This is a genomic window from Paenibacillus sp. Y301, from assembly GCF_059445505.1.
The window spans coordinates 22,617-49,295 of the sequence record NZ_JCAIUL010000023.1; the positions used below are offsets into that span (position 1 = coordinate 22,617).

General features: G+C 42.6%; 24 protein-coding genes and 1 pseudogene. 21 read left to right on the plus strand and 4 right to left on the minus strand.

Features of this window, described 5'->3' with window-relative positions:
* Positions 1–47: 47 nt before the first annotated feature.
* The 4 genes from AC1D69_RS23775 to AC1D69_RS23790 all read left to right on the plus strand — a co-directional run bounded on the left by AC1D69_RS23775 (position 48) and on the right by AC1D69_RS23790 (position 3,677).
* Positions 48–560: a SurA N-terminal domain-containing protein gene (locus AC1D69_RS23775; RefSeq protein WP_495458590.1), complete on the plus strand. Its 513-nt coding sequence runs from the start codon at positions 48–50 to the stop codon at positions 558–560.
* 74 nt (positions 561–634) lie between these two features.
* The gene (locus AC1D69_RS23780) at positions 635–1,879 is read left to right on the plus strand and encodes a cyclic nucleotide-binding domain-containing protein (RefSeq protein ID WP_495458591.1); all 1,245 of its coding nucleotides are present in this window, start codon (positions 635–637) and stop codon (positions 1,877–1,879) included.
* Entirely contained in the window at positions 1,846–2,229 is a 384-nt protein-coding gene (locus AC1D69_RS23785) for a hypothetical protein (protein ID WP_495458592.1), read from the plus strand. The genes AC1D69_RS23780 and AC1D69_RS23785 overlap by 34 nt, the downstream gene beginning before the upstream one ends.
* Entirely contained in the window at positions 2,193–3,677 is a 1,485-nt protein-coding gene (locus AC1D69_RS23790; protein ID WP_495458593.1) for a peptidase domain-containing ABC transporter, read from the plus strand. The genes AC1D69_RS23785 and AC1D69_RS23790 overlap by 37 nt, the downstream gene beginning before the upstream one ends.
* Positions 3,678–3,702: 25 nt before the next feature.
* Here the strand turns inward: AC1D69_RS23790 and AC1D69_RS23795 are convergent, their stop codons facing one another.
* The gene (locus tag AC1D69_RS23795) at positions 3,703–4,791 is read right to left on the minus strand and encodes a winged helix DNA-binding domain-containing protein (protein ID WP_495458594.1); all 1,089 of its coding nucleotides are present in this window, start codon (positions 4,789–4,791) and stop codon (positions 3,703–3,705) included.
* Between the two features lie 220 nt (positions 4,792–5,011).
* Between AC1D69_RS23795 and AC1D69_RS23800 the strand changes: the two genes are divergently transcribed.
* Positions 5,012–6,748 (plus strand): methyl-accepting chemotaxis protein, encoded by a 1,737-nt coding sequence (locus AC1D69_RS23800; RefSeq protein ID WP_495458595.1) that lies wholly within the window; start codon positions 5,012–5,014, stop codon positions 6,746–6,748.
* A gap of 118 nt (positions 6,749–6,866) precedes the next feature.
* Here the strand turns inward: AC1D69_RS23800 and AC1D69_RS23805 are convergent, their stop codons facing one another.
* Together AC1D69_RS23805 and AC1D69_RS23810 are read right to left on the minus strand one after the other, a co-directional pair.
* A complete protein-coding gene (locus AC1D69_RS23805; RefSeq protein WP_495458596.1) occupies positions 6,867–7,670 on the minus strand; it encodes a WYL domain-containing protein in 804 nt (267 codons plus the stop codon).
* Positions 7,657–8,943, minus strand: a complete 1,287-nt coding sequence (locus tag AC1D69_RS23810) for a helix-turn-helix transcriptional regulator (RefSeq protein ID WP_495458597.1) — start codon at positions 8,941–8,943, stop codon at positions 7,657–7,659. Before AC1D69_RS23810 ends, AC1D69_RS23805 begins: the two co-directional genes overlap by 14 nt.
* Positions 8,944–9,080: 137 nt before the next feature.
* Here AC1D69_RS23810 and AC1D69_RS23815 point away from each other — a divergent pair, with 137 nt between their 5' ends.
* Positions 9,081–10,499 (plus strand): RtcB family protein, encoded by a 1,419-nt coding sequence (locus AC1D69_RS23815; protein WP_495458598.1) that lies wholly within the window; start codon positions 9,081–9,083, stop codon positions 10,497–10,499.
* 202 nt (positions 10,500–10,701) lie between these two features.
* Here the strand turns inward: AC1D69_RS23815 and AC1D69_RS23820 are convergent, their stop codons facing one another.
* The gene (locus tag AC1D69_RS23820; RefSeq protein ID WP_495458599.1) at positions 10,702–11,235 is read right to left on the minus strand and encodes a TetR/AcrR family transcriptional regulator; all 534 of its coding nucleotides are present in this window, start codon (positions 11,233–11,235) and stop codon (positions 10,702–10,704) included.
* A gap of 101 nt (positions 11,236–11,336) precedes the next feature.
* Between AC1D69_RS23820 and AC1D69_RS23825 the strand changes: the two genes are divergently transcribed.
* From AC1D69_RS23825 to AC1D69_RS23895, 15 genes and pseudogenes are all read left to right on the plus strand, one after another.
* Complete coding sequence (locus AC1D69_RS23825; protein WP_495458600.1) at positions 11,337–12,161, plus strand: SDR family oxidoreductase; 825 nt, start codon at positions 11,337–11,339, stop codon at positions 12,159–12,161.
* A 202-nt stretch (positions 12,162–12,363) separates the two neighbouring features.
* Complete coding sequence (locus AC1D69_RS23830) at positions 12,364–13,350, plus strand: sugar-binding protein (protein WP_495458601.1); 987 nt, start codon at positions 12,364–12,366, stop codon at positions 13,348–13,350.
* Positions 13,347–14,783: a sensor histidine kinase gene (locus AC1D69_RS23835; protein ID WP_495458602.1), complete on the plus strand. Its 1,437-nt coding sequence runs from the start codon at positions 13,347–13,349 to the stop codon at positions 14,781–14,783. Before AC1D69_RS23830 ends, AC1D69_RS23835 begins: the two co-directional genes overlap by 4 nt.
* Before the next feature lie 19 nt (positions 14,784–14,802).
* Positions 14,803–16,383 (plus strand): helix-turn-helix domain-containing protein, encoded by a 1,581-nt coding sequence (locus AC1D69_RS23840; protein ID WP_495458603.1) that lies wholly within the window; start codon positions 14,803–14,805, stop codon positions 16,381–16,383.
* A 180-nt stretch (positions 16,384–16,563) separates the two neighbouring features.
* Positions 16,564–17,670 (plus strand): D-xylose ABC transporter substrate-binding protein, encoded by a 1,107-nt coding sequence (gene xylF / locus AC1D69_RS23845; protein WP_495458604.1) that lies wholly within the window; start codon positions 16,564–16,566, stop codon positions 17,668–17,670.
* A gap of 75 nt (positions 17,671–17,745) precedes the next feature.
* Positions 17,746–19,257 carry a xylose ABC transporter ATP-binding protein gene (locus AC1D69_RS23850; RefSeq protein WP_495458605.1) on the plus strand — a complete coding sequence of 504 codons (1,512 nt, stop codon included), beginning with the start codon at positions 17,746–17,748 and terminating at the stop codon, positions 19,255–19,257.
* Between the two features lies 1 nt (position 19,258).
* Positions 19,259–20,452, plus strand: coding sequence for a sugar ABC transporter permease (locus AC1D69_RS23855; RefSeq protein WP_495458606.1), 1,194 nt, complete (start codon positions 19,259–19,261; stop codon positions 20,450–20,452).
* A 248-nt stretch (positions 20,453–20,700) separates the two neighbouring features.
* On the plus strand, positions 20,701–21,693 hold the full coding sequence (locus tag AC1D69_RS23860; protein WP_495458607.1) for a glycoside hydrolase family 43 protein: 993 nt from the start codon (positions 20,701–20,703) through the stop codon (positions 21,691–21,693).
* Positions 21,694–21,968: 275 nt separating this feature from the next.
* Positions 21,969–22,442, plus strand: a complete 474-nt coding sequence (locus AC1D69_RS23865; RefSeq protein ID WP_495458608.1) for a leucine-rich repeat domain-containing protein — start codon at positions 21,969–21,971, stop codon at positions 22,440–22,442.
* Between the two features lie 23 nt (positions 22,443–22,465).
* Positions 22,466–22,834 (plus strand): hypothetical protein, encoded by a 369-nt coding sequence (locus tag AC1D69_RS23870; RefSeq protein ID WP_495458609.1) that lies wholly within the window; start codon positions 22,466–22,468, stop codon positions 22,832–22,834.
* The gene (locus AC1D69_RS23875; RefSeq protein ID WP_495458610.1) at positions 22,821–22,961 is read left to right on the plus strand and encodes a hypothetical protein; all 141 of its coding nucleotides are present in this window, start codon (positions 22,821–22,823) and stop codon (positions 22,959–22,961) included. The genes AC1D69_RS23870 and AC1D69_RS23875 overlap by 14 nt, the downstream gene beginning before the upstream one ends.
* Positions 22,958–23,956 carry an S-layer homology domain-containing protein gene (locus AC1D69_RS23880; protein WP_495458611.1) on the plus strand — a complete coding sequence of 333 codons (999 nt, stop codon included), beginning with the start codon at positions 22,958–22,960 and terminating at the stop codon, positions 23,954–23,956. Before AC1D69_RS23875 ends, AC1D69_RS23880 begins: the two co-directional genes overlap by 4 nt.
* A gap of 259 nt (positions 23,957–24,215) precedes the next feature.
* Positions 24,216–25,205 carry an ABC transporter ATP-binding protein gene (locus AC1D69_RS23885; RefSeq protein WP_495458612.1) on the plus strand — a complete coding sequence of 330 codons (990 nt, stop codon included), beginning with the start codon at positions 24,216–24,218 and terminating at the stop codon, positions 25,203–25,205.
* Positions 25,177–25,950: an ABC transporter permease gene (locus AC1D69_RS23890; protein WP_495458613.1), complete on the plus strand. Its 774-nt coding sequence runs from the start codon at positions 25,177–25,179 to the stop codon at positions 25,948–25,950. The genes AC1D69_RS23885 and AC1D69_RS23890 overlap by 29 nt, the downstream gene beginning before the upstream one ends.
* A 32-nt stretch (positions 25,951–25,982) precedes the next feature.
* A pseudogene (locus AC1D69_RS23895) lies at positions 25,983–26,618 on the plus strand (transposase); the annotation flags it as partial.
* Positions 26,619–26,679: the final 61 nt, after the last annotated feature.

Sequence of the window (26,679 nt, forward strand, 5' to 3'; positions counted from 1 at the left end):
ACGATCACCCCAAGATGTTGTTGAGGGGTGATTTTTGGTTCTATCCTATGAATATAAATGAGGTTGTGGATATGTCTCTACACAAGATAATTGCGATTACAATGGATGGACAGTCCATTAGCCTGAATGAAGTATTACGTCATGCTAAGAACCATCAGACATTTGATGTGGTACAGAGTAAAGTGAGACAAGTAATCATTGAACGATATGCTTCAGCTAATGCTATTTCGGTCAGTGGAGATGAGCTACAGCAGGGAATCGACGATTATCGGAGGAGTCATGGGCTATTACAAGTAGCCGCGGCAACGGAATGGTTACAGCGTAACAAGATGACTCTTGATGATCTTGCGGAATCGATTCGAGATCAGTTGATTGAATTCAAAGTGATGGAGAACGTTTGTCGAGATCAAGTTGAACAACATTTTTACGAGAATCGCCCTTCTTTCGATTCAGCCATCCTATCGCAAATCGTCATGAAGGAGTATGGAGCAGCGCGAGAGTTAATGTATCGGATTGAAGAGGGACATAAGTTCTATTGTGTTCAAGGAGTGGGTCGATGAGCAACTGAACAAAGCCGCAATTGAGATTCCACTTTGGGATCAAGTATAATTCAACTCAAATTGGGATGAGAAGTATGGTGGGCACGCTGTTAAATCAGATATCAATTTTGGATGTATTGAATGCAGAGGAGAAGAAACGCTTAGGGCAGAGACTTGTTTCTGAACAATATGAAATGGGTCAGACGATCGTTCGCACTGGTGAACAGATGCATGCCTTTTATTTCATCGTGTCCGGTAAAGTTAGAAGAATCAAAGAAAAGGCAAATGGTGATGAGATAAATCTGGGTCTACTCCATCCCGGTGAGCACTTTGGCGAAAGCGGGTTATTGAACAACTCAATCATTGATTTCACGATTAGGGCATCTACGGAACTGCAATTATTGAAGATGTCGAAGGAAGATTTTGTTCAAATGCTGACATTACACCCTGAGCTGGACAGATATATAAATCAATATGTAACTATGTATTCTAAGCGATTATTCTTGCAAAGCTCCACTGTGTTTGCCAATTTCGAAAACAAGGTGATAACTTCACTGATAGATAAAATAACGATTTGCCCCTATACAACGGGATCGTCTGTAGTGACGGAAGGAGAGCCCGGGAACGCTTTTTATATATTGAAGTCTGGGAAAGTGGATGTTGTAAAGGAAAGTAGTGGGGAATTGCTTAATAGATTGCAAGCGGGTGATTTCATTGGTGAAATGGCATTGCTGAATGGAGAACCACAGAAGGCTACTGTTAGAACGACAATGGATGCTATCCTATTTCGCCTGTCAAAGGAAGACTTTGACGAGTTGATTGGTAAATATCCACAAAACAAGGAAGCGATGCTTTCGATTTCCTCGAATGACAGTTTGAGAGGTAGGCATATTCCCGAAAAGAAGGACAAAGTTGTGGCTGAACCAAGTGTAGAACCGGGTGAAGTTGTGAAGGGAAATATGACAGCAAATAAACGATTCCATGTTAAGAGAAGCATGCCGTGGAGAAGATATCCGGTCATTTTGCAGCAAAGCGAAACGGACAGTGGACCCGCATGTTTGAGCATGATATGTAAATATTATGGCGTATCGATTCCGATTAATCATATTAAGTCGATTACTCGTACCTCCAGATCAGGAACTTCGCTCCAAGGATTGAAGGAAGCCGCAATAACGCTAGGGTTCGAAGTAGAAGGTATGAGAACGGATATTACGAATCTGCACGATGTTCATTTACCAGCGATTGCGCATTGGAAAGGAAATCATTATATAGTCGTGTACCAAGTTACGATAAAGAGTATGTGTATGTGGGAGATCCTGCAATCGGCGTCGAGAAGCTGACCCATGAACAATTTGCTAAGAATTGGAATGGGTTGCTCCTAACGCTTATCCGAACGGCGGCATTAAAGGAATCAGGTTCTCGGGGTTCGACGTTGCAAAGATATGCTGCCTATTTGTGGCCGTATAAACGAATGCTGGTTTTCATTTTGTTGTTGTCTGTTGGAATTCAGCTTATCTCACTTTCTTTGCCTATTATTACTCAGATGGTCATTGATAACGTACTGGTTAATCGAAATGACCGCCTACTTACAGTTCTAATGTTAGCGATGCTGTCGATTTCATTGGTTAACGGTTTTTTTGTGTTTATTAGACAATGGATCATTCGAAAACGGCGCTACAGATCGATATGAACATGGTTCATGCGTTTTACAAACATGTACTTGGTCTGCCCTTATCTTTTTTCAACGAACGGACTGTGGGTGACATCCTCACACGGGTGAATGAAAATGAGAAAATACGTCAAATTCTCACTTCTGGGGCTACGAATTTCATTTTGGACCTGGTTACGATAGTCGTGTATGGATCGTTAATGTTGTATTACAATGTGGAATTGTTCTTCATGGCTTCTGTCATTTTCCCTCTATATGTAGTCTTGATTTATGTTATTTCTCCACGCATGCGAAAGAATAGCCGGAAGCAATTTCAAGCCCATGCTGATTCGGAGACAACGATGGTGGAGTCTGTGAGTTATATTGCAGCGGTTAAGTCACTCACTGCCGAGCAAAACGTATTTAATCAATTAAAGGATAAATTTAAAAAAGCAATGGAGCTTCGATTACAAGGAACCTTACTATGGGTATCTGCGGAGACAGGTGGGGAATGGATTCGGACACTTGGAACCATTTCTGTTCTATATTTCGGTTCGCGATTTGTATTGCAAGGCGATATGACGACAGGAGAATTGATTGCTTTTACCGTGTTATTAACGGCTGTAACCCAGGCGATCTCTTATATGATTCAAATGATGGACGATCTCATGGAAGCGCGAATTTCAATAGAAAGATTGGACGACGTGTTTCAAGCTTCTTTGGAGCAGCCTGATCTAAGTCAAATGCGGACACTTGTGGATGTTAAAGGTCAACTATCTTTTGAGAATGTTACATTCCGTTATGATGCGGATGGGAATAACGTATTACAGAATGTTAGCCTAGACATATGGCCTGGAGAAACCGTTGCATTAATTGGACGAAGTGGTTCGGGGAAATCAACACTTGCTCACTTATTAATGAATTTATATCAGCCCTCAAGTGGGATGATCCGGTTGGACGGCAATGATCTGCGAACCCTTGACGCGATATCTTTACGCCGAAATATCGGAGTTGTACAGCAAGATACAGCGCTTTTTCGAGGAACAATCCACGATAATATTTCGTTTGGTCAGCCGGATGCCACTATGGATGAGATGGAAGCCGCGGCGATATTAGCAGGAGCCCATGAGTTTATCAGCTTTCTCCCTCTGAAGTATCATACGATGATTGGTGACGGAGGTATGCGTTTATCTGGAGGACAAAGCCAAAGAATTGCGATTGCGAGAGCACTTCTTGGCGATCCACCTCTACTTGTATTTGATGATGCAACGAGCGCGCTCGATACGGAATCGGAAAGAAAGATTCAGAATAATATGGATTCCATTGTTAAAAATAGAACCACGTTGATCATCGCCCATCGATTAAGCACAATTAAGCATGCTGATCGTATCGTTGTGCTGGACCAAGGCACAGTCGTAGAAAGCGGAACCCACGACGAGTTACTTCAAGCGAAGGGACTCTATTATTATTTAGTCAGCCAACAGATGTAGATTAATGCGTTGAAGTAATCTTATCTTAGATATGAAAGGATGTCGTAGCCAAAGGCAGTCCTACATATTCGCAATATCTCTCCGCAGCCTCGATGAGTCGTTGTTCTCTTTTCTTTTGAGGTGCAAATAGGCTGAATTCGATGTCGATCCCTTTATTCTTAAGAGTTCGTTTCCACGTCCCTGCAATTTGACTGTCGATGAGGATAGTCGGCATGAATACACCGTTATTACCGGGAACAATGTGATGGGCATATTCCGTCCTTAATACTGCGCTTCGATCTTTATACCCAAGCAGATATTCATCGTATCCCGGAAGCAGATAGACATTTGATTCTTCTTCCATTGCCCCAACGTGGAGGTGCTCAGTTCCCCAGTATTCCTGCCCTTGTATCTTTTCCATGATTAGTCGAGATTGAGCAGCTTCAACACCTTGTTTTGCATCCGAAAGCGTAATTCCAGCCCACCAAGCTAAATCTTGAACAGTTGCGAGACCATGGCCGGTAAAATAACGTTCCGCGAGCAAAGCGAGAGCTTCGCTCCTGGATAATTCTTTGGTGGCTGGCACCCACTCATCTAGTAATACGAAAGTCTGTTGCTTGCCCTCCCGCGGTCCAAGACAGATGAGACCGGACATCGCGATATACCACAGAAGATGATAACCCCGTTGATTATTGGTACTGATCCCATCTGCCTCTAACAATTGCATAATAGTGGGCCGGGTTATCCGCTTGTTCCCCCGTAATGCATCATAGAGGATCTGCTTGCAGTGTTCGATGATCTTCTGATCAAGTTCTAACTGTACAAGTCTTCGTTGATCCTGCGCTAGAAGGCGTGGAGCCAGAAGTTTTGTCATCCACCTTACATCTTCTGGTAACACGGAATGAATTGTGCCACGCATCAGCCAAGTCAGCAAGATCTTGTGCTCTTCGATGCTTTGCTCGATAGTACCTACTGTAGCAGAATTCATTCGTACTCCGATGGCCCACAGAGCCTGATGATAATCTTGTGATTGTAAAGCTCCAAGGTGTTGGACAACCTGTTCAGGTTTGTCAAACTTCCCACCAGCTATGTGCTGATTAAACATTCGTTGGTATGGAATACTTTGTCTCATCATGGTCGTGCCTCCTAGACAGGATTATGGTCTTGGATAAATCGCTAAGCTCTTTTAGCCTATTTTAACATCCGATCTTCAGAAGCGCATCTTCTAGGCAAAACGTACTAACATTGATATAGGCATTAGTTATTTAGTCTTGGTTTTTAGCAGGGGTTTTGATAAATCATGTCGAATAACAGTTGGAGTAGTGCAATAGAACCGGATGGAGGAGTGCGGCATAATGAAAGGGAAGAAACTTATGACGATTAGGAACAAGGTAATTCTAACGATCGTCGTTACGGTAATTACCAACCTTGTGATCGGAGGGGTTGGGATTTTCAATTTACAGAGGGTGCAATCCTCACTTGAGGCGAGCCTCAGTATCAGGGCGGAAGTCCTTGATAACATTCGTTCAGCGAATATCGACTTATATCAGATGCTGTTAGTAGAACGATCATTATACAATTATGTACCAGGGTCGAGTCAATTTACTGAGCAATTAGAAGAGCTTAACAAACAGAAGGACTCGGCAAAGAACAGATTCAATAAGTATAAGTCATTTGGTGCTATTTTTGATAATGAGGAAAAGATGATTCAAGACCACGAAGCAGCGGTTGTAGCGTATGACTCGGTTTCCAAAAAAGTAATTGACGGACTATCGTCAAAGGATTCAACTGTCCGTAAACGTGCAGAGCTTCTTTCCTATCAAGAGGGCAGTGTAAAGTTTGACCAGATGGAGGAGACGTTGGATCTTATAGGCGATATGTACTACGCTGATAATCAAATCATGTTGGACAACGCACAAAAGCAATATGGCTTCTTGCAATTGATTAGTATTCTATTAACATTATCAGGCATGATCGCTTCATCGTTTCTTGGTTATGTGATCATCCGTTCGATTCATCGACCAATTCGTTATTTACGCGGATGTGTACGAGAGATGGCAGAAGGTAATCTAGCGATCGATATACATACCTTCTCACAGGATGAACTTGGGGAATTAACCGCTGATTTTAATATCATGGCGTTGCGTATGAAAGAACTCATCTCGACAGTAGACCAATCGATTCGCCATGTGAATACTTCCGCTGAGGAACTTACTTCTATTGCGGAACAAATAACAGCAACCGGTGTGGAAATGACTTCGGGCATTAATGAAATTGCAGTAGGTGCTTCGGAGCAAGCGTCCTTAACAGAGGTGACGAGCAGTGAAACGATGGTGTTATCGGGCACGATTGAAAAGGTAAATCAAAGAAATAAAAAAATGACCAGCCTATCTTCAGAAGCTGAAATTATCTTAAGAGGCGGTATGGATAAAGTACTTAAATTGCAGGATCATAATTTACAGACGACTGAAGCAAACCAACGGGTCGTACAACATATTGAAGGTCTGGCAGAACAGATGCTTACCATTTCCACAATCGTTCAAACGATTAATGACGTATCTGAACACACGAAACTCCTCGCACTAAATGCGAGCATCGAAGCGGCACGTGCAGGCGAGTCCGGAAAAGGGTTTGCGGTCGTGGCTACAGAGATTCGCAAGCTGTCGACCATGACTTATGAATCAACAAGGAGCATAAACATCACGATCGAACGCCTCAAGGCAGGAGTCTCTCAAACGTTACAGGTTATGAATCAGACCGAATTGGTTGTCTCCAAACAATCGCTTATTGTTCAGGAGTCGGGAATAGTTTTTGAATCGATTGCGGATATGCTAAAGGAATTCATTAACTCGATTCAAGAAATGGATGAGGATATAGGGCAGATGAATGTGATCAGGGAACAGGTTGTTTCATCCATTACTAAGATATCTCATGTGGCTCGAGATGCAGCGTCTGCCACAGAGGAGATAAGTTCGGCTTCTTCGGACCAGATGCGTGCTTATTCCATGTTACATCTTGCGGCTGAACAAATGAAACAATCAAGCGAACAAGTGAGCGAAATGATCAGCAAATTTCGAATTGTACAAGAATAATGACTGATAAGCAAATAAAACAAGCGCTACTAAAAGTGGATCCACTTTTAGTAGCGCTTATTAAATTCATTCTTGTAATGACATTCAATCACTTGAAAAATTAAGCCATTCCTCCTATTTAGTCAACACTATTCTCATACCGATCTAGAGCCTTATTAGCCGACTCTAGCATCCGCTTTTTCAGATATGCACCTTCAACCACACGAACGCGTTTACCCAGAAAACGAAGCTTCGATAATACATATTCTGCCTCATTATTAGCAAAGGTTAGTAGAATCGTATAAGTGTCTTTCATCGAGTCATAAGATACTTCTTTTTCGAAACAAGAGATTGCATAGAGAATGCGTGAGAGCTCTGGATTATAGGGTCGTCCGACCTCAAGTAGGGCTTGTTGTTTACGTTTCTCAAGGATGTTCTCAATTCTTTTACTAATGTTGTTCACTTGCTCTTCGGACATTTCTAACTCGCTGATTGATTGAATATGTTCTAGCTTGGTGCTTATCAAAGAATGGTTAGCTATAGGGTACCACAGTAGATACCAGCTTCTCTTAATCATGGAATATTCCAACTTATACGGATAACCGATCTTGTTATCAAAGAGTCTTCCTCCCTTGGATGAATAGGTCATGTTTATTCCTGATTTATTCATAATCATACGACGTAGGCTACGAAGTAGAGGGTGGAATACTTGACTCTCTACACTACGTGCCTTTTCGATGATTGCTTCTGTATTCATTGATTTTTCCGTATGCAGAGTAGTTTGAAGTTTATGTAATGTGTTCGCTGAAAAAGCTTCAGATGCGACGGGAAGGTCCATCATCGTCTTTAGCCAAGATCTCTCCTGTGAAGTAATCATATAAGTTCCTGAGTCTTCTAATAAGGAGAGGATTTGATGGCTATATATTTTTTCAAATAAATTCATAATAGGTTCGAATCTCCTTCCATTCGGCAATCATTTCTTTACGTAGATTAATTGGCTTTAGTACTTCGCAGCTAGATCCGAAACTTCTGATCCATGGTTTGATCTCTGATGTCCCATTGACCACAATCTCATATACGAAAAAATCGTCATTTTCTTCTACAATTTGTCCCCATTGACCTTGTAGTAGCACACGCGCTTTAACGAAGTTTGAACTCGTATTGTTATCATTGGGATTATAGAATCTCATCTGAATGGTGACAGGACCGCTTGTATCTATTAACCAGCTGTATTTGATTTTACTTTCTAAATCGATCCTTTTCTCCCCATAGTAAGATGGGTCGACAGGCTCTTCTTGCACAAGTTGTGTCATCCCTTCCATCCGATACTTCCTAATCCCATGTCGCGTACAGTACGCTAAGAGATACCACCGTCCATATTGATGATCGTAGACGATCTTGAGTGGGAGTATAATTTCTTCTTTACCTGTGATTTCACGTTCATATCGTGGATTGGTATTACGAGACGTATAGCTTTGTGAAGACTTTGGTGAAAAATATAGAAAACGTATTTTACGATAACTATGGATGGCTTCTAATAGCGTGAATAAATGCGCTTCATCTAATATACGAGAGTAATAATGATATTTGTATAGATAAACCTCAAATTCTTGAGGGATAGATGAGCTTCTGTTTATTTGTTTTTTAAGTCCATCGCGAAGTAAATATCCTTGTACGGATGGAACCTGCGTATTTGCCATAATATCGATAAAATCATATAAATCGATTAATTCATCGGATGTGAGCTGTTGGATAAGTTCATTTTGGATACAGTAGCGATAGGGACGCTGTCCCGATTGTTTACAGATGACACCTACCTTTTCTAGATATTTCAGATCGCTGCGAATCGTTTTCTCATCGGGTGGTGTCTCTTCGCTTGTAAATGCTAAGGAGCATATATCAAGGAGTTCGAGCGCAGTGGATGCTCTTTCATGGATCGAGGCCATCAATATAGCTATTCTTTGACTTTCGGATTCCTTGAGGGATTTCCCTCGGAACAGGAATAATAACATCGGATCGGTTGATTCATAGTAGCTGTTATGCAATGAGCTAGTAAAATCTGGTCCGGCAATTTCTTTAAGTCGTCGAAGTGTCTTATCAAAGGTATGGACAGAGATGCCGAGCTTCTCTGCAAATTGTGTTCGGCTGTATGCTCCACTAGTTAGGACTAGCATCCTTAGGAACTGGATTTCTTTATCAAAGCTTTCTCGTGCCAAGGAAATCCCTCACTTTTCATATATGTATTTCAATATTGTACCAAATATTTAGGTGGTCGTAATACTTTCACCATGTTCGTAGCCGTTAAAATCAGCGATGATGAATTCAGATCAAGAAGAAACCTGGAGGTTACAAAATGGAAAGAATAGAAAAGTTCCACGGAAATAATCATTATGAAGTCGATCTACCTAATGGCAATCTGCACGTATTTGCTAATTCGGATATTTATCAATCGTTTGATTCGAGACCCTTTGAAATGGCCGATAACAACTTAAGAATTCCACGTAATGTATATATGAGCTATACGCCAGATGCTCATGTTGGTATTGGAACCTGTATCGGGACAACAGCGGTGTGGAATATGAAGGATGGATTTGTATCTCCCTCTATTGTGGGTGTAGATATTGGGTGTGGGATGCGTGTGCATACGACACCTCTACACAAGAAGGACATTCAGGATAAAGGTGTACGCAGAGCGCTAATTAAGACGATTGAGAAATATGTTCCGACGAATGAACGTACGAACTCTCATTATGCAGATATAGATATAAAGGAAGTCGTAAAGTATGGTCTGAATGGGCTTCCGAGTGCCTATGTTCCAAATGAGCAATGGCTGACACACGTTGAGCAGTCGACATTCAAGTTCGATCATCAACATCTTGATAAGCTACCAGATCATATTCACAAATACGCTCATGGTCAATTAGGAACATTGGGTGGTGGGAATCATTTTATCGAGATACAATACCTAGAGATCGAAGAAGCACAGAAGAATCTAGCGACACAATGGGGATTATTTGATGGGCAAGTTATCGTAATGATTCATTCGGGTTCTCGGGCGTGGGGTGCTAGACTTGGGCAAGAGTATACGAAGTTATTCCGAGCCTCCATGTTCAACTGGGGGATAGAGAATCCTGACCGTAATCTGATCTATGCACCGATCTCGAGCGATGAAGGGCAAAGCTATCTCAATCTGATGTACTCCGCTTTAAACTTCGCGGTAAGTAACAGACATATGATTGCCTTCGGTGTTCGCGAGGCTTTCCGTGAATGTTTCGGAGACGATATTGAGTTCCCTGTGCTGTATGACTTGATGCATAACTATGCATTGAAGGAACATCATCGGAATGAGGCGATGCTTGTTCATCGAAAGGGAGCAACACGTGCGTTGCCACCAGGACATTTCCTCAATACAGCGGCTTACAGAGAAACGGGACATCCAGCATTAATTCCTGGCTCCATGGGAACTTCTTCTTACATTATGATCGGTAAAGAAGAAGGGATGAAGAATTTCTATTCCATCTGTCACGGAGCAGGCAGAGCTAGATCAAGGAAAGCTACGAAGGAATTAGTGACTGTTGATGAATTCCAGCGTTCCATGAAAGTGGGGTCCGATGAAGAAATCCTGGTCAACCACCGTTCCTTAGCAACGATTCTAGATGAATGTCCTCAAGCATATAAAGACGTGGATCGGATTATTGATAGTGTGGTGGGTGCATCCCTAGCTGATGTAGTGGCAACATGCAAGCCTATGGCAGCGATTAAGGGAGTTTGAAGTCTATAATGGTGTGAAAGAGGGATTCCTTTCCGAAACAAGGCATATTCAATGAAGTTTTGTGAGCAGTTAAGCTTATGAATTTATTGATAATGAAAAGATTCACATGAAAAGAAGCAGTCCTATAAGTTTGTTTATAGGCTGCTTCTTTGCATTAGTTCATAGATATGAAGTATAGATCGTCCTTCGTATAACCTATTCATTATTTCAGCATACCTGCAATGTAAATATCGTTAGTTTCGATTTCTTTTGACCAATTGGTAAATCCAATTTTTAATAGTTTCTCTGCTGCTTCATAAGGGCTTATAACAAAAGAGTCTTTGAGCCAACGACTTAAGAAGCCAATGGTGCCATAGCTTGCAAAAATCGCATAATCTTGATCATCAAATATAAGCATTAATTGCGTTGTTAATCTGTCAGATAGATTCTGGATAGTGTTAGCATCATTAAATTCTACGTTATAAAATGAGCGATACTTAACAAAATGCTGACATAAATGTAGGATCATGGGCTGTTCCCAACCGGGGTGTTGGCTTTGATAGAAAGATAGAAAGCGATCATTTAATAACCTTCTTACATCGTCCATCAGGTCATACTTATCTACAAAATATAAATAAAATGTCGATCGAGAAATGTTTGCCGCATGAGCAATTTCTTTCACCGTCAAATCTTTGAAGTTGTTCGTGCTCAACAATTTCAAAAGTGCAACCCGAATAGTCTCCTTTGTAGTCTCCAAATGTGACACCCCTATGAACATATTTAATGAAAATGTCTCGTCCGTTCTAATATATTGGATTATATACTTGAATTATAACATGTCGAGGAGCGAAATGATAAATGACTAAATCCGTTTATGTGATTACTGGTGGTTCAGGTGGAATGGGAAAAGCAACGGCTGAATTGGTAGGAAAAAAGGGAACTGTATTATTGGCTGATGTCTCTGAAGAACGACTGATTCAAGCTAAAGAAGAATTGGCGGCTAAAGGGATTACAGATGTTTATTACCAAACCGTTGATATTACTTCACGAGAAAACGTTGCTTCATTGGCACAAAAATCTGCAGAGCTAGGAACCCTAAAAGGTTTGATTCATACAGCAGGATTATCACCATCTATGGCCGATTCTAGACGGATCACGGAAGTGAACCTATTGGGTACAGGAATTGTATTAGAAGCATTTCTCCCATATGCAACGCAAGGAACTTCAGTAGTATGTATTTCCTCAATGAGCGGTCATATGTTACCACGAGTAGGTCCATATTCTGACGTTCTAAAACAACCATTAGCTGACAATATTGTTGAAGCTGTGGAACAATTTGCTCAAGGGAATCCCGGGGCGGCATACACGTTTTCCAAATTGGGCGTGATATTATTTGTTGAAGATCAAGCTTGGAATTGGGGAGAAAAGGGAGCGCGAATTAATTCGATTTCTCCTGGCACAATCAATACACCAATGGGACGGCTAGAAGCTTCTCAACAAGTAGAAATGCAAGCTATGCTGGATATTACTCCATTACGTCGTGAAGGTGAACCCTCTGAAATAGCAACAGCTGTAGATTTCCTTCTTAGCGATGCAGCATCCTATATTTCAGGTATAGACTTACGTGTAGACGGTGGTACAATAGCTAATTTAAATAAAGTAGGCTTAGCATCAGGTAAATAAGTTGAATGTAAAAAGAGCAGAGTAAGTACCATTGGTTATTAATATATTTCTAGACACATCTCAAAGAGATGTGTTTTTCCGTCGTTAATTGTATAAACAGAACCAATACACAAGACTACCTTAGAACTTTTGATATACCAGTCCATAATTTTATTGCAACCGTTTCCAATAATGCTTAGGATATGGAATGAGGTGAATAATATTGGATAAAAAATGGCTGTCGTGTGTGGCTGTATTGCTAATATTTCTACTGGCTTATGAATTTATTGGATTTGGGCGTCAATCCGGTAAGATGGGCAGTATTGTTCAGGAATTACATGGTCATCCCGAGAATGTGGGACACAGGTATCATATCGTACTGATTGAACAGGAACGTTATCATCCTTACTGGGAAATGATTGAGAAGGGTGCGGAGAAAGCTGCGGAAAGGTATGGAATGGATATTGAATTTACCGGTCCGGTCCGCAACAACATGGACGAGCAGATTCATTTACTGGAAAAAGCGATTGCTGCCCGAGTGGACGGGATTATCGTCCAAGGTCTAAATGGTGAGCGATTTACACCGGTCATTGATAAGGCTGTGCAGCGTGGCATTCCTGTTGTGACCATCGATACGGATGCTCCGGCTAGTAAAAGACTGGCTTATGTAGGTACGGATAATGAGGCGGCGGGAGAAAACATGGGGCGTTTTGTTGCAGAGACTACAGGTGGATCTGGACAAATAGGTGTCATTATAGGGAGCGAGCTTGCCGAGAATCAGCTACAACGGTTACAAGGGCTACAAAACATAGTGAAGCAATACACAGATCTAAACATTGTGGATGTTCGCAGCTCCAACATTTCACATATGGAAGCGATTCAGCAAGCAGCGGGAATGCTAAAGGCACATCCAGACATTTCGATCATGGTGGGTACCAGTGCAACAGATGCTCTGGGTGTTCTTCAGGCTGCGAAGAGCTTGAAACGAGATTCTCTTACGATCGTTGGTTTTGATAATCAGGAAGAGACACTGGATGCCATTCTAAGGGGTGAGATTAAGGCAACTATAGCACAGCAGCCTTTTTTAATGGGTGATACAGCAGTCAAGCTACTTCATCAGCATTTTCAGGGAAAAGCCTTACGAACTGAATATTATACAGAGGTAATGGTGTTAGATAAGCATAATGCACAGAAGGGAGAAGGCCTGTGAGTATCCGCAAAAAGCTGTTGGTTTGTATTCCACTACTGGTGGTTTTGATGAGTACAGTTTCCTTTTTCTTATTCCAAAGCAGTAAGAATGTGCAGGAAAGCTATCATTTAATGATGAATCGTATCTTACTATATAAGGAAGTGTCCTATGAAGTTGGGGAGATTATGCGATCGATGAACCGGTTCATTATGCAGGTCGATGCGGATAGTTTTCCTGAAGTGGAAAAACACCTGAGCGGTATTCAGCGGCTGAGACAAGAGCTAGATGGATTGGAGACAATTGGTGGAAGTGACCTGCCGCTTGTAAATTACCGTAATATTATGGATACGTTTTTAGAGCAAGTCGAGACTATGATTGGCAAGATCGACGACCAAGATTCTAATACGATGGCAGGGGCTTATATCGAAGCGGAGAAAACCGAGCGTTTCATACGCGAGGAGGCTCAGGGATTAGTTGACATTGAGCTTGATCAATATAAGCCGATTTATCAGGAAATTATGTCCACCACAGACAAATTGAATAATATAGGGACGCAACTGGTCGTTACTGTTGCAGTTCTTAGCATCATTCTGGCCATATGGCTGTCGAATAGTATAACGGGACCGATCCGGCGGCTAGTGGCAACTGCCAAGCAAATATCAAAAGGTCGGATGGATACAAAGGCACCAGAAAGCATTAACAATGATGAGATTAGCATCTTGTGCCGAACCTTTAATAGCATGATCGATAACATTCAAAGTTTGATGGCTGATAATATCAATAGTCTGGAGAAGGACCGTCTAGTGAAAGAGTTAGAGCTCAAAATGCTTCAGAGCCAAATTAATCCTCATTTTCTGTTCAACACCCTTAATTCTATTGCCAAGTTGGCTTATATCGAGGGGGCCATAAGGACAAGTGATCTTACGGTATCGGTATCCCGTCTATTGAGATATAACCTGCAAAAGCTGGATCAAGCGGTGTCGTTACGTGAAGAAGTCGAACATGTGACCGAATATATCAACATTCAGAAGGCGCGGTTTCGTGATCGTATTTCTTTTGTCATGGATATTGATGAGAGAGCACTGGACGGCATGCTTCCATGTCTGACCCTGCAGCCTATTCTGGAAAATGCATTCGTACATGGGATAGAGCAGATGGAAGAGGGCGCAGAGTTAAAGCTCACTATCGGATATGTAGATGAAGGTGTAGGAATTGAGATTCGAGATAACGGTGTAGGGATGAGCAGGGAGACAGTTGAGCTACTTCTCAAATCTTTCCGCGAGGAGACGCCTAGCTTGGGTAGGAAAGGCCAATCCACTGGGCTGGGAACACATAATGTATTTAAAAGACTACATTTATATTTCAATGGAGAGCAGAGAATCGAAATTGATAGCACCCAGGGAATAGGGACAGCTGTCTTGTTCAAGATTCCCTATCACGCGGTAACCACATGACAAGAAAGGAGTGTGACTCATGTTCAGCTTACTTATTGCGGATGATGAAGCGCTGGAGCGGGAGGGTCTGGAGCTGATGATTAGGCATATTCTGCCGGACACCTTTCATTTTCTCCATGCGGAAAATGGACGCAAGGCCATTCAGATTGCGGAAGAGGAACGGCCTGATTTCATCTTTATGGATATTAAGATGCCTGGCATTCAAGGGCTTGAGGCTGTACGTCATATTTCGGCCATGGTTCCCTCAACCAAAATTGTGATGATAACAGCTCACGATTACTTCTCTTATGCGAAGGAGGGGCTGGCTCTGGGCGTACGGGATTATTTACTTAAACCAGCAAGACGTGAGGAAATCCTGCATGTACTAGAGTTGTTGATTAGCGAGAAGGAAGAAGAGAAACATCTGCGAAATGAGCAATTGGAGCTTCAAGAGAAGCTGTCACAGCTGATTCCGCTAGCCGAGAACGAGCTCTCTCTTATGCTTATGCTAGAGTCAGTGCAGGAGGTGGAACTCGAACAGCTGGCCAGTCTATTACATATCCAGTGGGATAAGGGTTATGCGATGGTATTATCTTTTTCTAGGAAATCCAAAAAGGAGTGGGACGATTTCCAACTGCTCAAGCGGGAAGTTTATGAAGCTGTTAAGCATTTCACGAAACCCAATCTGGCCTCGATCGTCGGACCTATCATTGGACATCAGATGGCCTTATTTATTCCTCTTCCATCGGGTAGGCATGGTTATTCTCAACGTATTATTTCCTTAGAATGGGGAGAGCGTATTAGGGGAGTTATGGAGGAGCGGTTCCAGTTGTCCCTCTCGGTAGGGATTGGATCAGTTCGGGAGGGCTGGGACGGAATTAGCCGATCCTATCGAGAAGCCGTTCGTGTATGCGCAGAGGATAACGTGTTATCGAATGTACGGCATTACGACGATATACCCCTGAGCTCAGGGCAAACGATGATCTCACTGGATGATGAGAAGAATCTACTGGATGCCCTGCTGCGACATAACAAACAGGAGAGTACGGAGAGATTTAGTTCTTTATATGAAATCTTGGAAGGAACTAGTTCGAGTTCATTTTCTACTTTGCGAGGAGAAGTCATAGGGCTACTGCTGTTTCTATGTCGTGCGATTCAATCCGGTGACGGTGCCAATCTGATTGAATCTTTGAGTGTAGTGGAAGATAGCGAAGCACTTCGTAAAGGTGCATTATTTTGGCTTGATTCCTTTATTGATAGTCTGAAGGAAGAGCGAGATCAGAATCGTTCTCAAGTGTTCCAGAGGGCTCTTCTCTATATTGATCAAAAATATAAAGAAGATATCTCTATGGAGCAAAGTGCGGAATATGTAAATCTTAGCCCACATTATTTCAGTAAATTATTCAAGCAGCATGCAGGAGAGAATTTCATCGACTATGTTACTCGGCTTCGAATTAAGGAGGCTAAGCAATTGATTGTGGAAGAACGTCTTAGTCTTAAAGAAATATGCTACGAGGTAGGTTATAAGGATCCTAACTATTTCAGTAGGGTCTTCAAGAAGGCAACAGGAATGACGCCAAGTGAATACAGACAGCAGATAGAGAACGAAAGTCCTTGTTAACCAACAAGGACTTTTTTGCGTTTTATAACCAAATTGTCCTGTGAAAGACTTGTATTTAGCTTTCATTACAGGAGGCAACAAGGTAATGCAGTTAGAGAGTAAAGAAGTGCTGGTATTGAACAGGCCACGGCATTTCGTCCCGTGCTAAGCTTGGTTTGTAAGCGCAATCAATTATTTTAAATGGTGAAAAGGGGCGATGAAAGAGTGAGAAAATACGGCAAAGTAGTTCGTTTAGGGGTAGCTCTATTATTGGCATCATCACTTGCAGGCTGTGGATTAGTCTCCAACGGGGATAATCAAAATAAGGAAAAAACAGCTGCGAAAGACGGAGACAAAATTGTCATTGGGATGTCTATGGATACATTGAAAGAGGAACGTTGGCAAAAGGATCGTGATATTTTCACTGCGAAAGTAGAAGAGCTTGGAGGCGAAGTGAAGGTTCTTGCAGCTAACGGAGATGATGCTACGCAGATGAGTCAAGCAGAGCAATTAATTTCCCAGGGCGTAAACGTACTTGTTGTCATTGCTCACAATGCTGAAGCAACAGCACCGATTGTGGAGAAAGCACACAAAGAAGGTATCAAAGTGATTGCATACGACCGTCTGATTAATAATTCAGATGTGGACTACTATATTTCTTTTGACAATGTACGTGTAGGAGAATTCCAGGCGACAGCAGTGATCGAACAGGCGCCAAAAGGCAACATCGTTTATATCGGTGGAGCGGACACAGACAACAATGCTCATATGTTCAAGGAAGGCGCAATGAATATACTGAAACCGCTGGAAGAGAAAGGCGATATCAAGATTGTGTATGACCAGTTCTCCAAGGATTGGAAGCCAGAAGAGGCTCTTAAAAATATGGAAAATGCCCTAACTGCGAACAACAATGATGTGCAGGGCGTGGTTGCAGCTAACGACGGTACTGCTGGGGGTTCAATTCAAGCCTTAACCGCTCAAGGGATGGCTGGCAAAATTCCAGTATCCGGACAGGATGCAGATTTAGCTGCTGTACAACGCATTGCAGAAGGAACACAGTTGATGACGGTGTATAAGCCGATTAACGCGATTGCAACTAAAGCTGCTGAGATGGCTATGGCTGCTGCCAAGGGCGAAAAAATTACGACGGATAAGACGGTAAATAACGGAAAGGTTGATGTCCCTTCCGTACTGCTCGATCCCATGGCGGTTAACAAGGATAATTTAGATGTTCTGATCAAAGATGGCTTCCACAAGCTGGAGGAAGTGTATAAGAACGTTCCTAAGGACCAGTGGCCTAAACAATAACCTACTAGAATGGCGGGTGCGGAACCTTTAGGTTCCGCTCTCTGCTGATTCATGGTCAGAAAGGGTGCTTGAATCATGTATGTATTGGAAATGGCAGACATCAGTAAGGAGTTTCCCGGTGTTAAGGCGCTAGATCATGTGAACTTTAAGGTTAGGGAGGGAGAAATACATGCCCTATGCGGGGAGAATGGTGCTGGGAAGTCAACCTTAATGAAGGTGCTAAGCGGTCTCTATCCGACCGGAACCTATAGCGGTGAGATTATCATTGATGGACAGAGCAGGCAGTTCCACCAAATAACGGACGCTGAGCAAGCAGGGATTGCTATCATTCACCAGGAACTCGCACTCGTCAAGGAGATGACGGTAGGTGAGAATATTTTTCTGGGAGCTGAGCCGTGCAGACGCGGATTAATTCAGTGGGATAAACTGTACCATAATGCCTCCGTATGGTTGAAAAAAGTGGGGCTGAATATTTCTCCAAACGTCAAAATTGGTCATCTTGGGATTGGTCAGCAACAACTGGTTGAAATCGCCAAAGCACTTTCCAAGCACACCAAAATACTGATTCTAGACGAACCAACAGCTGCTTTAACAGAAAGTGAAGTCTCCATTCTCATGGGAATATTGAATCAGCTGCGCAGTGAAGGTGTCTCCTGTGTATATATTTCGCATAAGATGCCTGAAGTTTTTGCTCTAGCAGACTCCATCACAGTACTGCGTGACGGGCGAACAATAGCGACGCTTGATCGTAAGGAGACGGATGATGACGAGGTTGTATCCTTGATGGTTGGTCGGGAATTGACAGAAAGATACCCACGAGTAAATCATAACCCAGGAGAAATGGTGCTTGAGGTTAACCATTATAACGTGTGGCACCCTGAAAAGCGTAATCAGAAAGTGCTTCGAGATATTCATTTTCAATTACGTAAAGGTGAGATTCTGGGAATCGCTGGACTTATGGGTGCGGGACGAACAGAGTTAGTCAGTAGTCTTTTCGGAGCTTATGAAGGCAGAGCTGAGGGAGAAGTACAAATCGATGGAAAAACGGTAAAGATTAAATCCGTTGCTGAAGCGATTAAAGCAGGAATTGCTCTAGTGACGGAAGACCGTAAACGTCAAGGACTCGTGATGGGTATGGATGTGAAACGAAATACGACGATGGCTACGATGGGTAAAGTATCGAAGCTCGGTTTCATTAACGAGAATGAAGAGATTAAATGGGGACGCCAGTATGTGCAGGATCTAAAGACGAAAACAGCTTCGTTGGAAACGTTGGTAGGTACACTTTCGGGAGGGAATCAGCAGAAGGTTGTACTTGGTAAGTGGCTGATGTCTGATCCCAAAATCCTGATTATGGACGAACCTACCCGGGGAATTGACGTTGGAGCGAAATACGAAATATATAATTTAATGAATCGATTGGTAGATCAAGGTGTAGCCATTCTGATGATTTCTTCGGAGTTACCAGAGGTACTTGGTATGAGTGACCGGATTATGGTGATGTGCGAAGGAGAATTCGTTAAGGAATTTCATTGGCGTGAGGCTACTCAAGAAAATATAATGATCGCCGCTACGGGAGGTAAATAATATGCAACTTCAAAAAGAACCTCAAGATCGGATAGATATCCCTGCGAACCGAAAATCGCTCTGGAGTAGCTTGTTTGGTGAAATGGACGTACGTGCATACACCATGGTAGGGGCGCTGGTATTCCTATGGGTACTGTTTGGAATTCTCAATCCTACCTTTTTGACCTCACGAAATTTATCTAATCTATTCACACAAATGTCTGTTACCTCCATATTAGCTATTGGGATGGTACTCGTCATTGTGGCGGCACATATTGATCTTTCCGTAGGTTCTATCGTAGGGTTGACCGGAGGAATAGCCGCTATACTGAGTAATTGGATGGAGCTTCCAGCGATCATTGTTATTCTTGGTACACTGGTGGCTGGCGCGGTGCTTGGTCTACTTCAAGGATGGCTTGTTGCTTACAAGATGATTCCTGCCTTCATTGTTACATTGGGTGGCATGATGGTGTTCCGCGGTGTGCTAATGGGCGTTACCCAGTCCAAAACAATTCCAGTATCCGATCCGTTGCTTGCCATGTTGGGGAATGCTTATTTTGCTAAAGGGTTTGGTATCATTATTGGGTTGCTGGCCGTGGCCTTTCTTCTATGGAGCGCCTATACGAAACGTCGTTCCCGACAAAAATATGGCTTCGAGATCACACCACTCGGAGTAGATATTATGAAAGTCTCTGTTCTTGCCTTACTGGTTGTGTCATTCGTAGTTGTTATGAACAATTACAAAGGGATTCCTTTTCCTATTATCTTCGTTATTGTATTGGCAATTATTTTTTACATTATTTCAACGAAAACTACGTTTGGCCGTCATATTTATGCCATTGGGGGTAATATGGAAGCTGCCCGTCTATCGGGTATTCATATTAAGCGGAAGACGATGCTGATCTTTGTATTTAACGGACTACTCGCTTCGATTGCAGCCATCGTTCTGACTTCTCGCTTAGCATCTGCGACAATCACTGCCGGGAATATGGCGGAAATGGATGCGATTGCCGCTTGTGTTATCGGTGGAACATCATTGATGGGCGGTGCAGGGACAATTATAGGTGCCATTATAGGCGCATTGGTTATGACCACCCTTGATAACGGGATGTCACTGATGGGATTAGAATCATTCTGGCAATACGTAGTTAAGGGCTCCATTCTTGTTGTTGCTGTTTGGCTGGATATTTCTAACCGACGAAAGGGTGTAAAGTGAGAATTTTATTTTGCTAGAAGATGTAATTTGATGAAGACCCATAGACCATAGCCAACCAATTAGATTCTTCTAAATGGCTGGCTGTTTTTATATATATTATCTATAATTATTAGAGTAAGTTCTTTAGTATGAGTATTGGAGAAGTGAGCAGGATAGTGTAAACTAAAAGTGAAATTTGTAAGCGATTGCAAATGGATGTTCCACACGATCTTATTATGGATAATAGAATAAGCTAAAAGGAGTAAACTATGAAACCATACACTAAACCAAACCAACCATTAGTGAACCACATTTTTACCGCTGATCCGTCTGCTCATGTATTTGAAGGTAAAATCTATATCTATCCTTCACATGACCTTGATCATGATGGACCAGATAACGATAATGGGGACCAATATGCTATGGAGGATTACCATGTATTATCCATGGAGAACTTCGATTCTCCTGTAGTAGATCATGGTGAAGCTCTTCATCTACGGGATATTCCATGGGCTTCAAGCCAACTCTGGGCACCAGATGCCGCGTACAAGAACAATGTATACTATCTGTTCTTCCCAGCACGCGATCAAGACGGAATCTTCCGAATTGGGGTTGCTACATCATCCGCACCTGCTGGACCATTTAAGCCAGAGCCTAATTATATCAAGGACAGTTATAGCATCGACCCTGCTGTGTTTATTGATGAAGATGACCAGGCTTACATGTATTTCGGTGGTCTCTGGGGAGGGCAATTGGAAAAGTGGCAGACAGGCAGCTTCGAGTCGTCGCAAACGGAGGGTCCCGCAGCAGATAAGCCTGCGTTAGGTCCAATCGTGGCAACGCTAAGCGAGGATATGCTGTCATTTAAGGATAAACCGGTTGAAATCTCGATACTGGACGAAGAAGGAAACCCAATTCTTGCAGGCGACGAGGAGCGGAGATATTTCGAAGGACCATGGGTACATAAATACAATGGATACTACTATCTATCTTACTCGACGGGGACTACGCACAAACTGGTTTATGGAATTAGTAAGAACCCTCAGGGTCCGTACACATTCAAAGGGACAATTCTTACGCCTGTTATAGGCTGGACCACGCATCATTCCATTGTCCAGTTTGAAGATAAATGGTACCTCTTTTACCATGATTGCTCGCTATCTGATGGCGTCAATCACAAACGTTGCGTGAAATATACGGAACTAAAATATAATGCTGATGGAACCATTCAAACGATCGATCCTTATGCAGAAGTTGAATAAGGAATAGCAAAATAAATCTAAACCGTTCACGATCACAAAGATCGTTGAACGGTTTTTTAACGTTGAATGGTGGCAATATGCCTGAAGCGGGGTGATCAAGTCTCTCAGAGCTCACAAATGATTCAAAATACCAACTTTAGTTGTCTTGATAATACCGTTTCTATAATGGAAGATTAAAGAATTACTTCTAAATCGAAATAAGGATGTGTGATTATCGAATGAACGAATGCTCATTGAGTTGGCGAAAGATAGGGATCTCCATGACTGTTCTACTTATGATATTGCTGAGAGCATGGCCCGGTACGGTGATTAGTGAGGTAAGGGCTGCTGAATCCAATGGTTTTGGATATGACGACAATAAAGACGGAACGGCTACGATTACAGGTTATATGAGAATAGACAAAGAAATTGATATTCCTTCAGAGATTGGACCATCAGATTTGAAGGTAACCAGCATAAGTAATTTTGCCTTTGGGAATAACCAATTGAGCAGCGTAATCATTGAAAATCCATCTCTAACAGCTATTGAAGCCAATACATTTTTAAATAACGATTCTTTGACACTTATCGGTTATGACAATATACGGGGATATGCTAATACGAATAACTATCATTTTAAAGATATCTGGACGGGTTTAATCGATCCAAACGAAAATTCCACATGGGACAAAGCACATTCCGGTGTTGTAACAGCCTCACATTCTATCGAGGGATCACTAGCCAGAATGTTGTGGTTACGGCGGCTATAAATGATACGCACAGCGGAATTACAATGACGAAATGGGCAAGTGGCGATCAGTCTGCGACTTACTTTGGAGCAGGAGGAACATTATTTGACCAAAGCTTCGAGGTAGGTGAGAACGGTATCTATACGGTTTATGCGAAGGATACTGTGGGCAACGAGAGCGTAGCAACAATTCAAGTTGGGAACATCTATACGGATAAACCTAGCATACAACTGTCGATTGACCCATTAGCACCGACGCAAGGGAACGTCTCGGTTACAGCCTCCGTGTATGCACAGAGCGGGATTGAAGTGTTAAAAGTGGGGCAAGGCCAGCAGGATATAAGCTATTTCACTTCTGGAGGAACGTCATTAACGATTATGGATGGTGAAGCAGTTGGAAGTGACGAATATTGACCGTGAGAAGCCAGTTATCATCTTGAAAGGCGATGCGGTGGTCGAAGTTCGTCTTGGAACGTTATATACGGATGCTGGCTACAGCGCTGTGGACAATTATGATGGTGATATAAAACCTCGCAAGTGATTGTATCGTCTAGTCGTGTAGATACGAGTAAGGCTGGACAATATACGATTGATTATGACATCAGCGATCGTGCGGGGAATGCGGCTGAACGTGTTAGTCGCACGGTTAAGGTGGTGGCAGCAGAGGAAACTGTTGTTGTAGGGAAAACTCCTGCTGTAGGGGGAGGAGGAAGTCAGCAATTGTCTGGCAATACTGAACTCAACAAGCTGGAAATATGGGCGAAGGACCAGATGATCTCGCTCGGCAAGTCAGGGGGAACATCCTACACGGCGGAGACGGAAGCCAGTCAGATCGAAGTGAAGGCTGAAACAGCGCAAGCGTCGGCAAGAATAACGCTTACGCTTAACAGAGAAACCGTGAGTAGCAATAAACCAATGAACTTAAAATCAGGCAATAATCGACTTGAACTGGTAGTTCAAGCGGAAGACGGGACGAAAAAGACATATACAATCACGATTCATCGGAGTATGGCGAATTCGGACGAAATGCCTGAATTGTCCGATATCTCTGGGCACTGGGCTGAGAAGCTGATTCGGCAAGCTTTAATGGGCAATATGGTGAGCGGCTATCCAGACGGAACGTTCCGTCCCAATGCACCGGTGATGCGGGCGGAGCTAGTGGTGATGCTTATGAAGGTGATTGGGCAAAGTGGGAATGGAGGTACGAGTCCAAGCTTCACTGATGCGTCCACGATCGGAGACTGGGCGAAGTCAGCGATTGCACAAGCTGCGGCAATGAACATCGTGAGTGGTTATCCGGATGGCAGCTTCAGACCCAATGAACGAGTTACGCGAGCAGAGATGGCAGTTATGGTCGCCAGCCCAGGGCGTTCGGGATTGACCCATCGAAGAAGATCTCAAGCTTCGCAGACGATGCGATTATACCGACATGGGCAAGAGGCACAGCGGAAGCACTCAGACAGATGGGCGCGCTACAAGGACGCAGTGGCGGTAAGTTCGCACCGAGCGCAGAAGCATTGCGGCCGGAAGTGTTGACGATGATCATGCGGTTGTTGGATATGAGAATGACCTAATTGCATTTGGTTGACCTAAATATATATGGGATTTCAGACACATCTCTTACGATGTGTCTTTTTGTCGTAACTTGTGCAAACACAACCTATACACAAATCTCATTCCTCAGACGGAGGAGGTATCCACCTGAAGCCAGTTATATCAATCGCGATACTACAATAAAATAAAGCTAGCAAAGGGAAGCACTCTTTTAAATTGTACGGGAGAGGAAGGTTATGAAGTGGAGAAAATTATTGAAGTAAGAGGTATTAGCAAGGCGTATGGGAAAAGAAAATCGAAAGAGAAGATCCATGCCGTTCGTGATGTTTCTTTTGATGTGAATCGTGGAGAGGTACTCGGTTTATTAGGGCCCAATGGTGCTGGCAAAACATCAACCATCAAGATGCTCTGTGGTTTGTTAGAATCGGATGCTGGATCTATATCCATTAATGGCTTAGATATTTGTAAGAAGAGGCTTAAAGCGCTAGAGCATATTAGTGCTGTATTAGAGGGGAATCGAAATTTATATTGGCGTCTTACCGTTCGGGAAAACCTAGAATATTTTGCAGGAAACCGGGGTTACTCTCGGAAGCAAGTGGCTGAACAAGCGGATAAATTATTAGAGCAATTCAACCTTAAAGAAAAGGAGAATGAGCTTGTCAATGGTTTATCCAGAGGGATGCAACAAAAGTTGGCTATCGCGGTAGCCCTATTAGCTAATACGGATGTCATTTTGCTGGATGAGCCTACGCTTGGTTTGGATGTTGAGGTTAGTTATGAATTACGTCATATATTGAGCAGAATTGTTAAGGAAGAAAAACGCACGATTATCATTAGTTCACATGATATGCCCGTCGTTCAGGAATTGTGTGACCGTGCCATTATCATAAATAAAGGTGAAGTTGTAGTTGACGACAGGGTGGAGAATCTACTGAATTTATTTGAAACAAGGGCGTATTCCATTAAGTTGGGTGAGCAGTTAAGCGTAGAACAGGAGAATAAACTGTTGCGTACATTTCCTTTGAGTACTTATCAAGCAAGCTCCCATGAAACGATCGTGGAAGTGAATTTAGAGCATGGCCAGGACATTTACGAGTTGTTTGATCTTCTGAAAGAGGAAGGAACGATCGTGGAAAGTATAGATCGTATAACCATCGATTTTGAACAAGTATTCATTCAGATTGTTAAGGGAGGGAAGACTCATGAAATGGCTCCATTTATTCAATGCTAATTTTCGTAAAGAATATATTGAGATGAAACGCTATTTACCGAACACGATTGCGTTAGTATTTACGTTTTATATTATATTTCTGGCTGCATTCTTTGGAATTATGTTCGTAGGTGATCCATCCAGTTTTGATAGTAATGTTCAATATTCCATTGTAAGTGTCATCTTCTGGAGCTTAACGATGATGACGATGAACTTTATTGGTTTCTCGGTAATAACAGAAGCGACGCGTGGAACATTAGAACAAATATATATGTCCCCATTGGGTGTGTGGAAAATCATGCTCACGCGGATCCTCAGTCAATGTGGTTTACAGTTTGTGATTATGGTCCTTTTGCTGTTTGCCGCGATGCTAACCTCTGGACAGTGGTTAAGTCTTAACCCCATGACCACGATCCCTATCATTGTAGTGACTATCATAAGTATGGTAGGTATTAGCTTTATGATTGCTGGTTTAGCTATTATCGTGAAACAAATTCAAGCCTTTCTACAGATCTTTCAATTTGTGTTGATGGGGCTTGTATTTGTTCCACTAAATGTAGCTCCATTTCTAGCATTCGCCCCATTCGTTAAAGGTGTGAATATGGTGAGAACCGTGATGATCGAGGATCTGACGTTGACACAATTGCCTATGTCAGATTATGGGGTACTATTATTGAATTCGCTGGTGTATTTAATTTTAGGACTTCTTGTATTCCATGCTTGCGAGAAGATAGCCATGAAGAAAGGTTTGCTAGGGCAATACTAGCGTTTGTAATTTAATGATCATCGTTCCGTCCAGAAGACCACATGCGAAATGGTCAACTCAAACCGGGTTACAATGTACAGATTGGGACTGAAAATCAGTTTATTTTGACCTACAGTCTACACCCAAGACCTACCGATACTCGCTGCTTAAAGCCGCACATGGAGAAAGTAAGACAGATGCTTGGCAAACTCCCACGAACGGTCATTGCGGATGCAGAATATGGTAACGAAGAAAACTACGCATATCTGGAAAAAGAAGAAATTCAAGCTGTAGTGAAATACGGCAGCTATCACAAAGAGAAGAGCAAGGCTTGGAAAGAGAATGTCGGTAAGATTGAGAACTGAACGTACAACGAAGCTGAGGATACGTGGATGTGCCCTACTGGACAAACGTTACATTTCCGAAAAACGAGCAAAGAAACTCAACCTAGTGGATATGAAATTCGAAAACGACATTACCGAAGCGAGGAAGGTTACGACTTATCCGTACGCCGAATGACGGAACCAGAAAGTGTATTTGGACAACTGAAAAACAACCGGGGATTCCGGAGATTTCTGCTTCGCGGCATGGAAAAAGTGACGCTTAAGGTCTGTTGGCTTTCACTTGCCCACAATCTACTGAAACAAGCCGCAAATGATCAAAAACGCAGAGCAGCGATCTTCCAATAACGGGAGAATCGCTGCTCTTTTAACTTTTACTGTTTTGAGATTGAATAGTGTCTGCCTCCGT

Excerpts from the sequence above, each read along its gene's own strand:
- AC1D69_RS23795 (WP_495458594.1), bottom strand. The coding sequence starts at position 4,791 with ATGATGAGACAAAGTATTCCATACCAACGAATGTTTAATCAGCACATA.
- AC1D69_RS23860 (WP_495458607.1), top strand. The coding sequence starts at position 20,701 with ATGAAACCATACACTAAACCAAACCAACCATTAGTGAACCACATTTTT.
- AC1D69_RS23870 (WP_495458609.1), top strand. The coding sequence starts at position 22,466 with ATGACGAAATGGGCAAGTGGCGATCAGTCTGCGACTTACTTTGGAGCA.
- AC1D69_RS23825 (WP_495458600.1), top strand. The coding sequence starts at position 11,337 with ATGACTAAATCCGTTTATGTGATTACTGGTGGTTCAGGTGGAATGGGA.
- AC1D69_RS23790 (WP_495458593.1), top strand. The coding sequence starts at position 2,193 with ATGGATCATTCGAAAACGGCGCTACAGATCGATATGAACATGGTTCAT.
- AC1D69_RS23775 (WP_495458590.1), top strand. The coding sequence starts at position 48 with ATGAATATAAATGAGGTTGTGGATATGTCTCTACACAAGATAATTGCG.
- AC1D69_RS23805 (WP_495458596.1), bottom strand. The coding sequence starts at position 7,670 with ATGAATTTATTTGAAAAAATATATAGCCATCAAATCCTCTCCTTATTA.
- AC1D69_RS23855 (WP_495458606.1), top strand. The coding sequence starts at position 19,259 with ATGCAACTTCAAAAAGAACCTCAAGATCGGATAGATATCCCTGCGAAC.
- AC1D69_RS23800 (WP_495458595.1), top strand. The coding sequence starts at position 5,012 with ATGAAAGGGAAGAAACTTATGACGATTAGGAACAAGGTAATTCTAACG.
- AC1D69_RS23780 (WP_495458591.1), top strand. The coding sequence starts at position 635 with ATGGTGGGCACGCTGTTAAATCAGATATCAATTTTGGATGTATTGAAT.
- AC1D69_RS23815 (WP_495458598.1), top strand. The coding sequence starts at position 9,081 with ATGGAAAGAATAGAAAAGTTCCACGGAAATAATCATTATGAAGTCGAT.
- AC1D69_RS23840 (WP_495458603.1), top strand. The coding sequence starts at position 14,803 with ATGTTCAGCTTACTTATTGCGGATGATGAAGCGCTGGAGCGGGAGGGT.
- xylF (WP_495458604.1), top strand. The coding sequence starts at position 16,564 with ATGGTGAAAAGGGGCGATGAAAGAGTGAGAAAATACGGCAAAGTAGTT.
- AC1D69_RS23890 (WP_495458613.1), top strand. The coding sequence starts at position 25,177 with ATGAAATGGCTCCATTTATTCAATGCTAATTTTCGTAAAGAATATATT.
- AC1D69_RS23850 (WP_495458605.1), top strand. The coding sequence starts at position 17,746 with ATGTATGTATTGGAAATGGCAGACATCAGTAAGGAGTTTCCCGGTGTT.
- AC1D69_RS23865 (WP_495458608.1), top strand. The coding sequence starts at position 21,969 with ATGATATTGCTGAGAGCATGGCCCGGTACGGTGATTAGTGAGGTAAGG.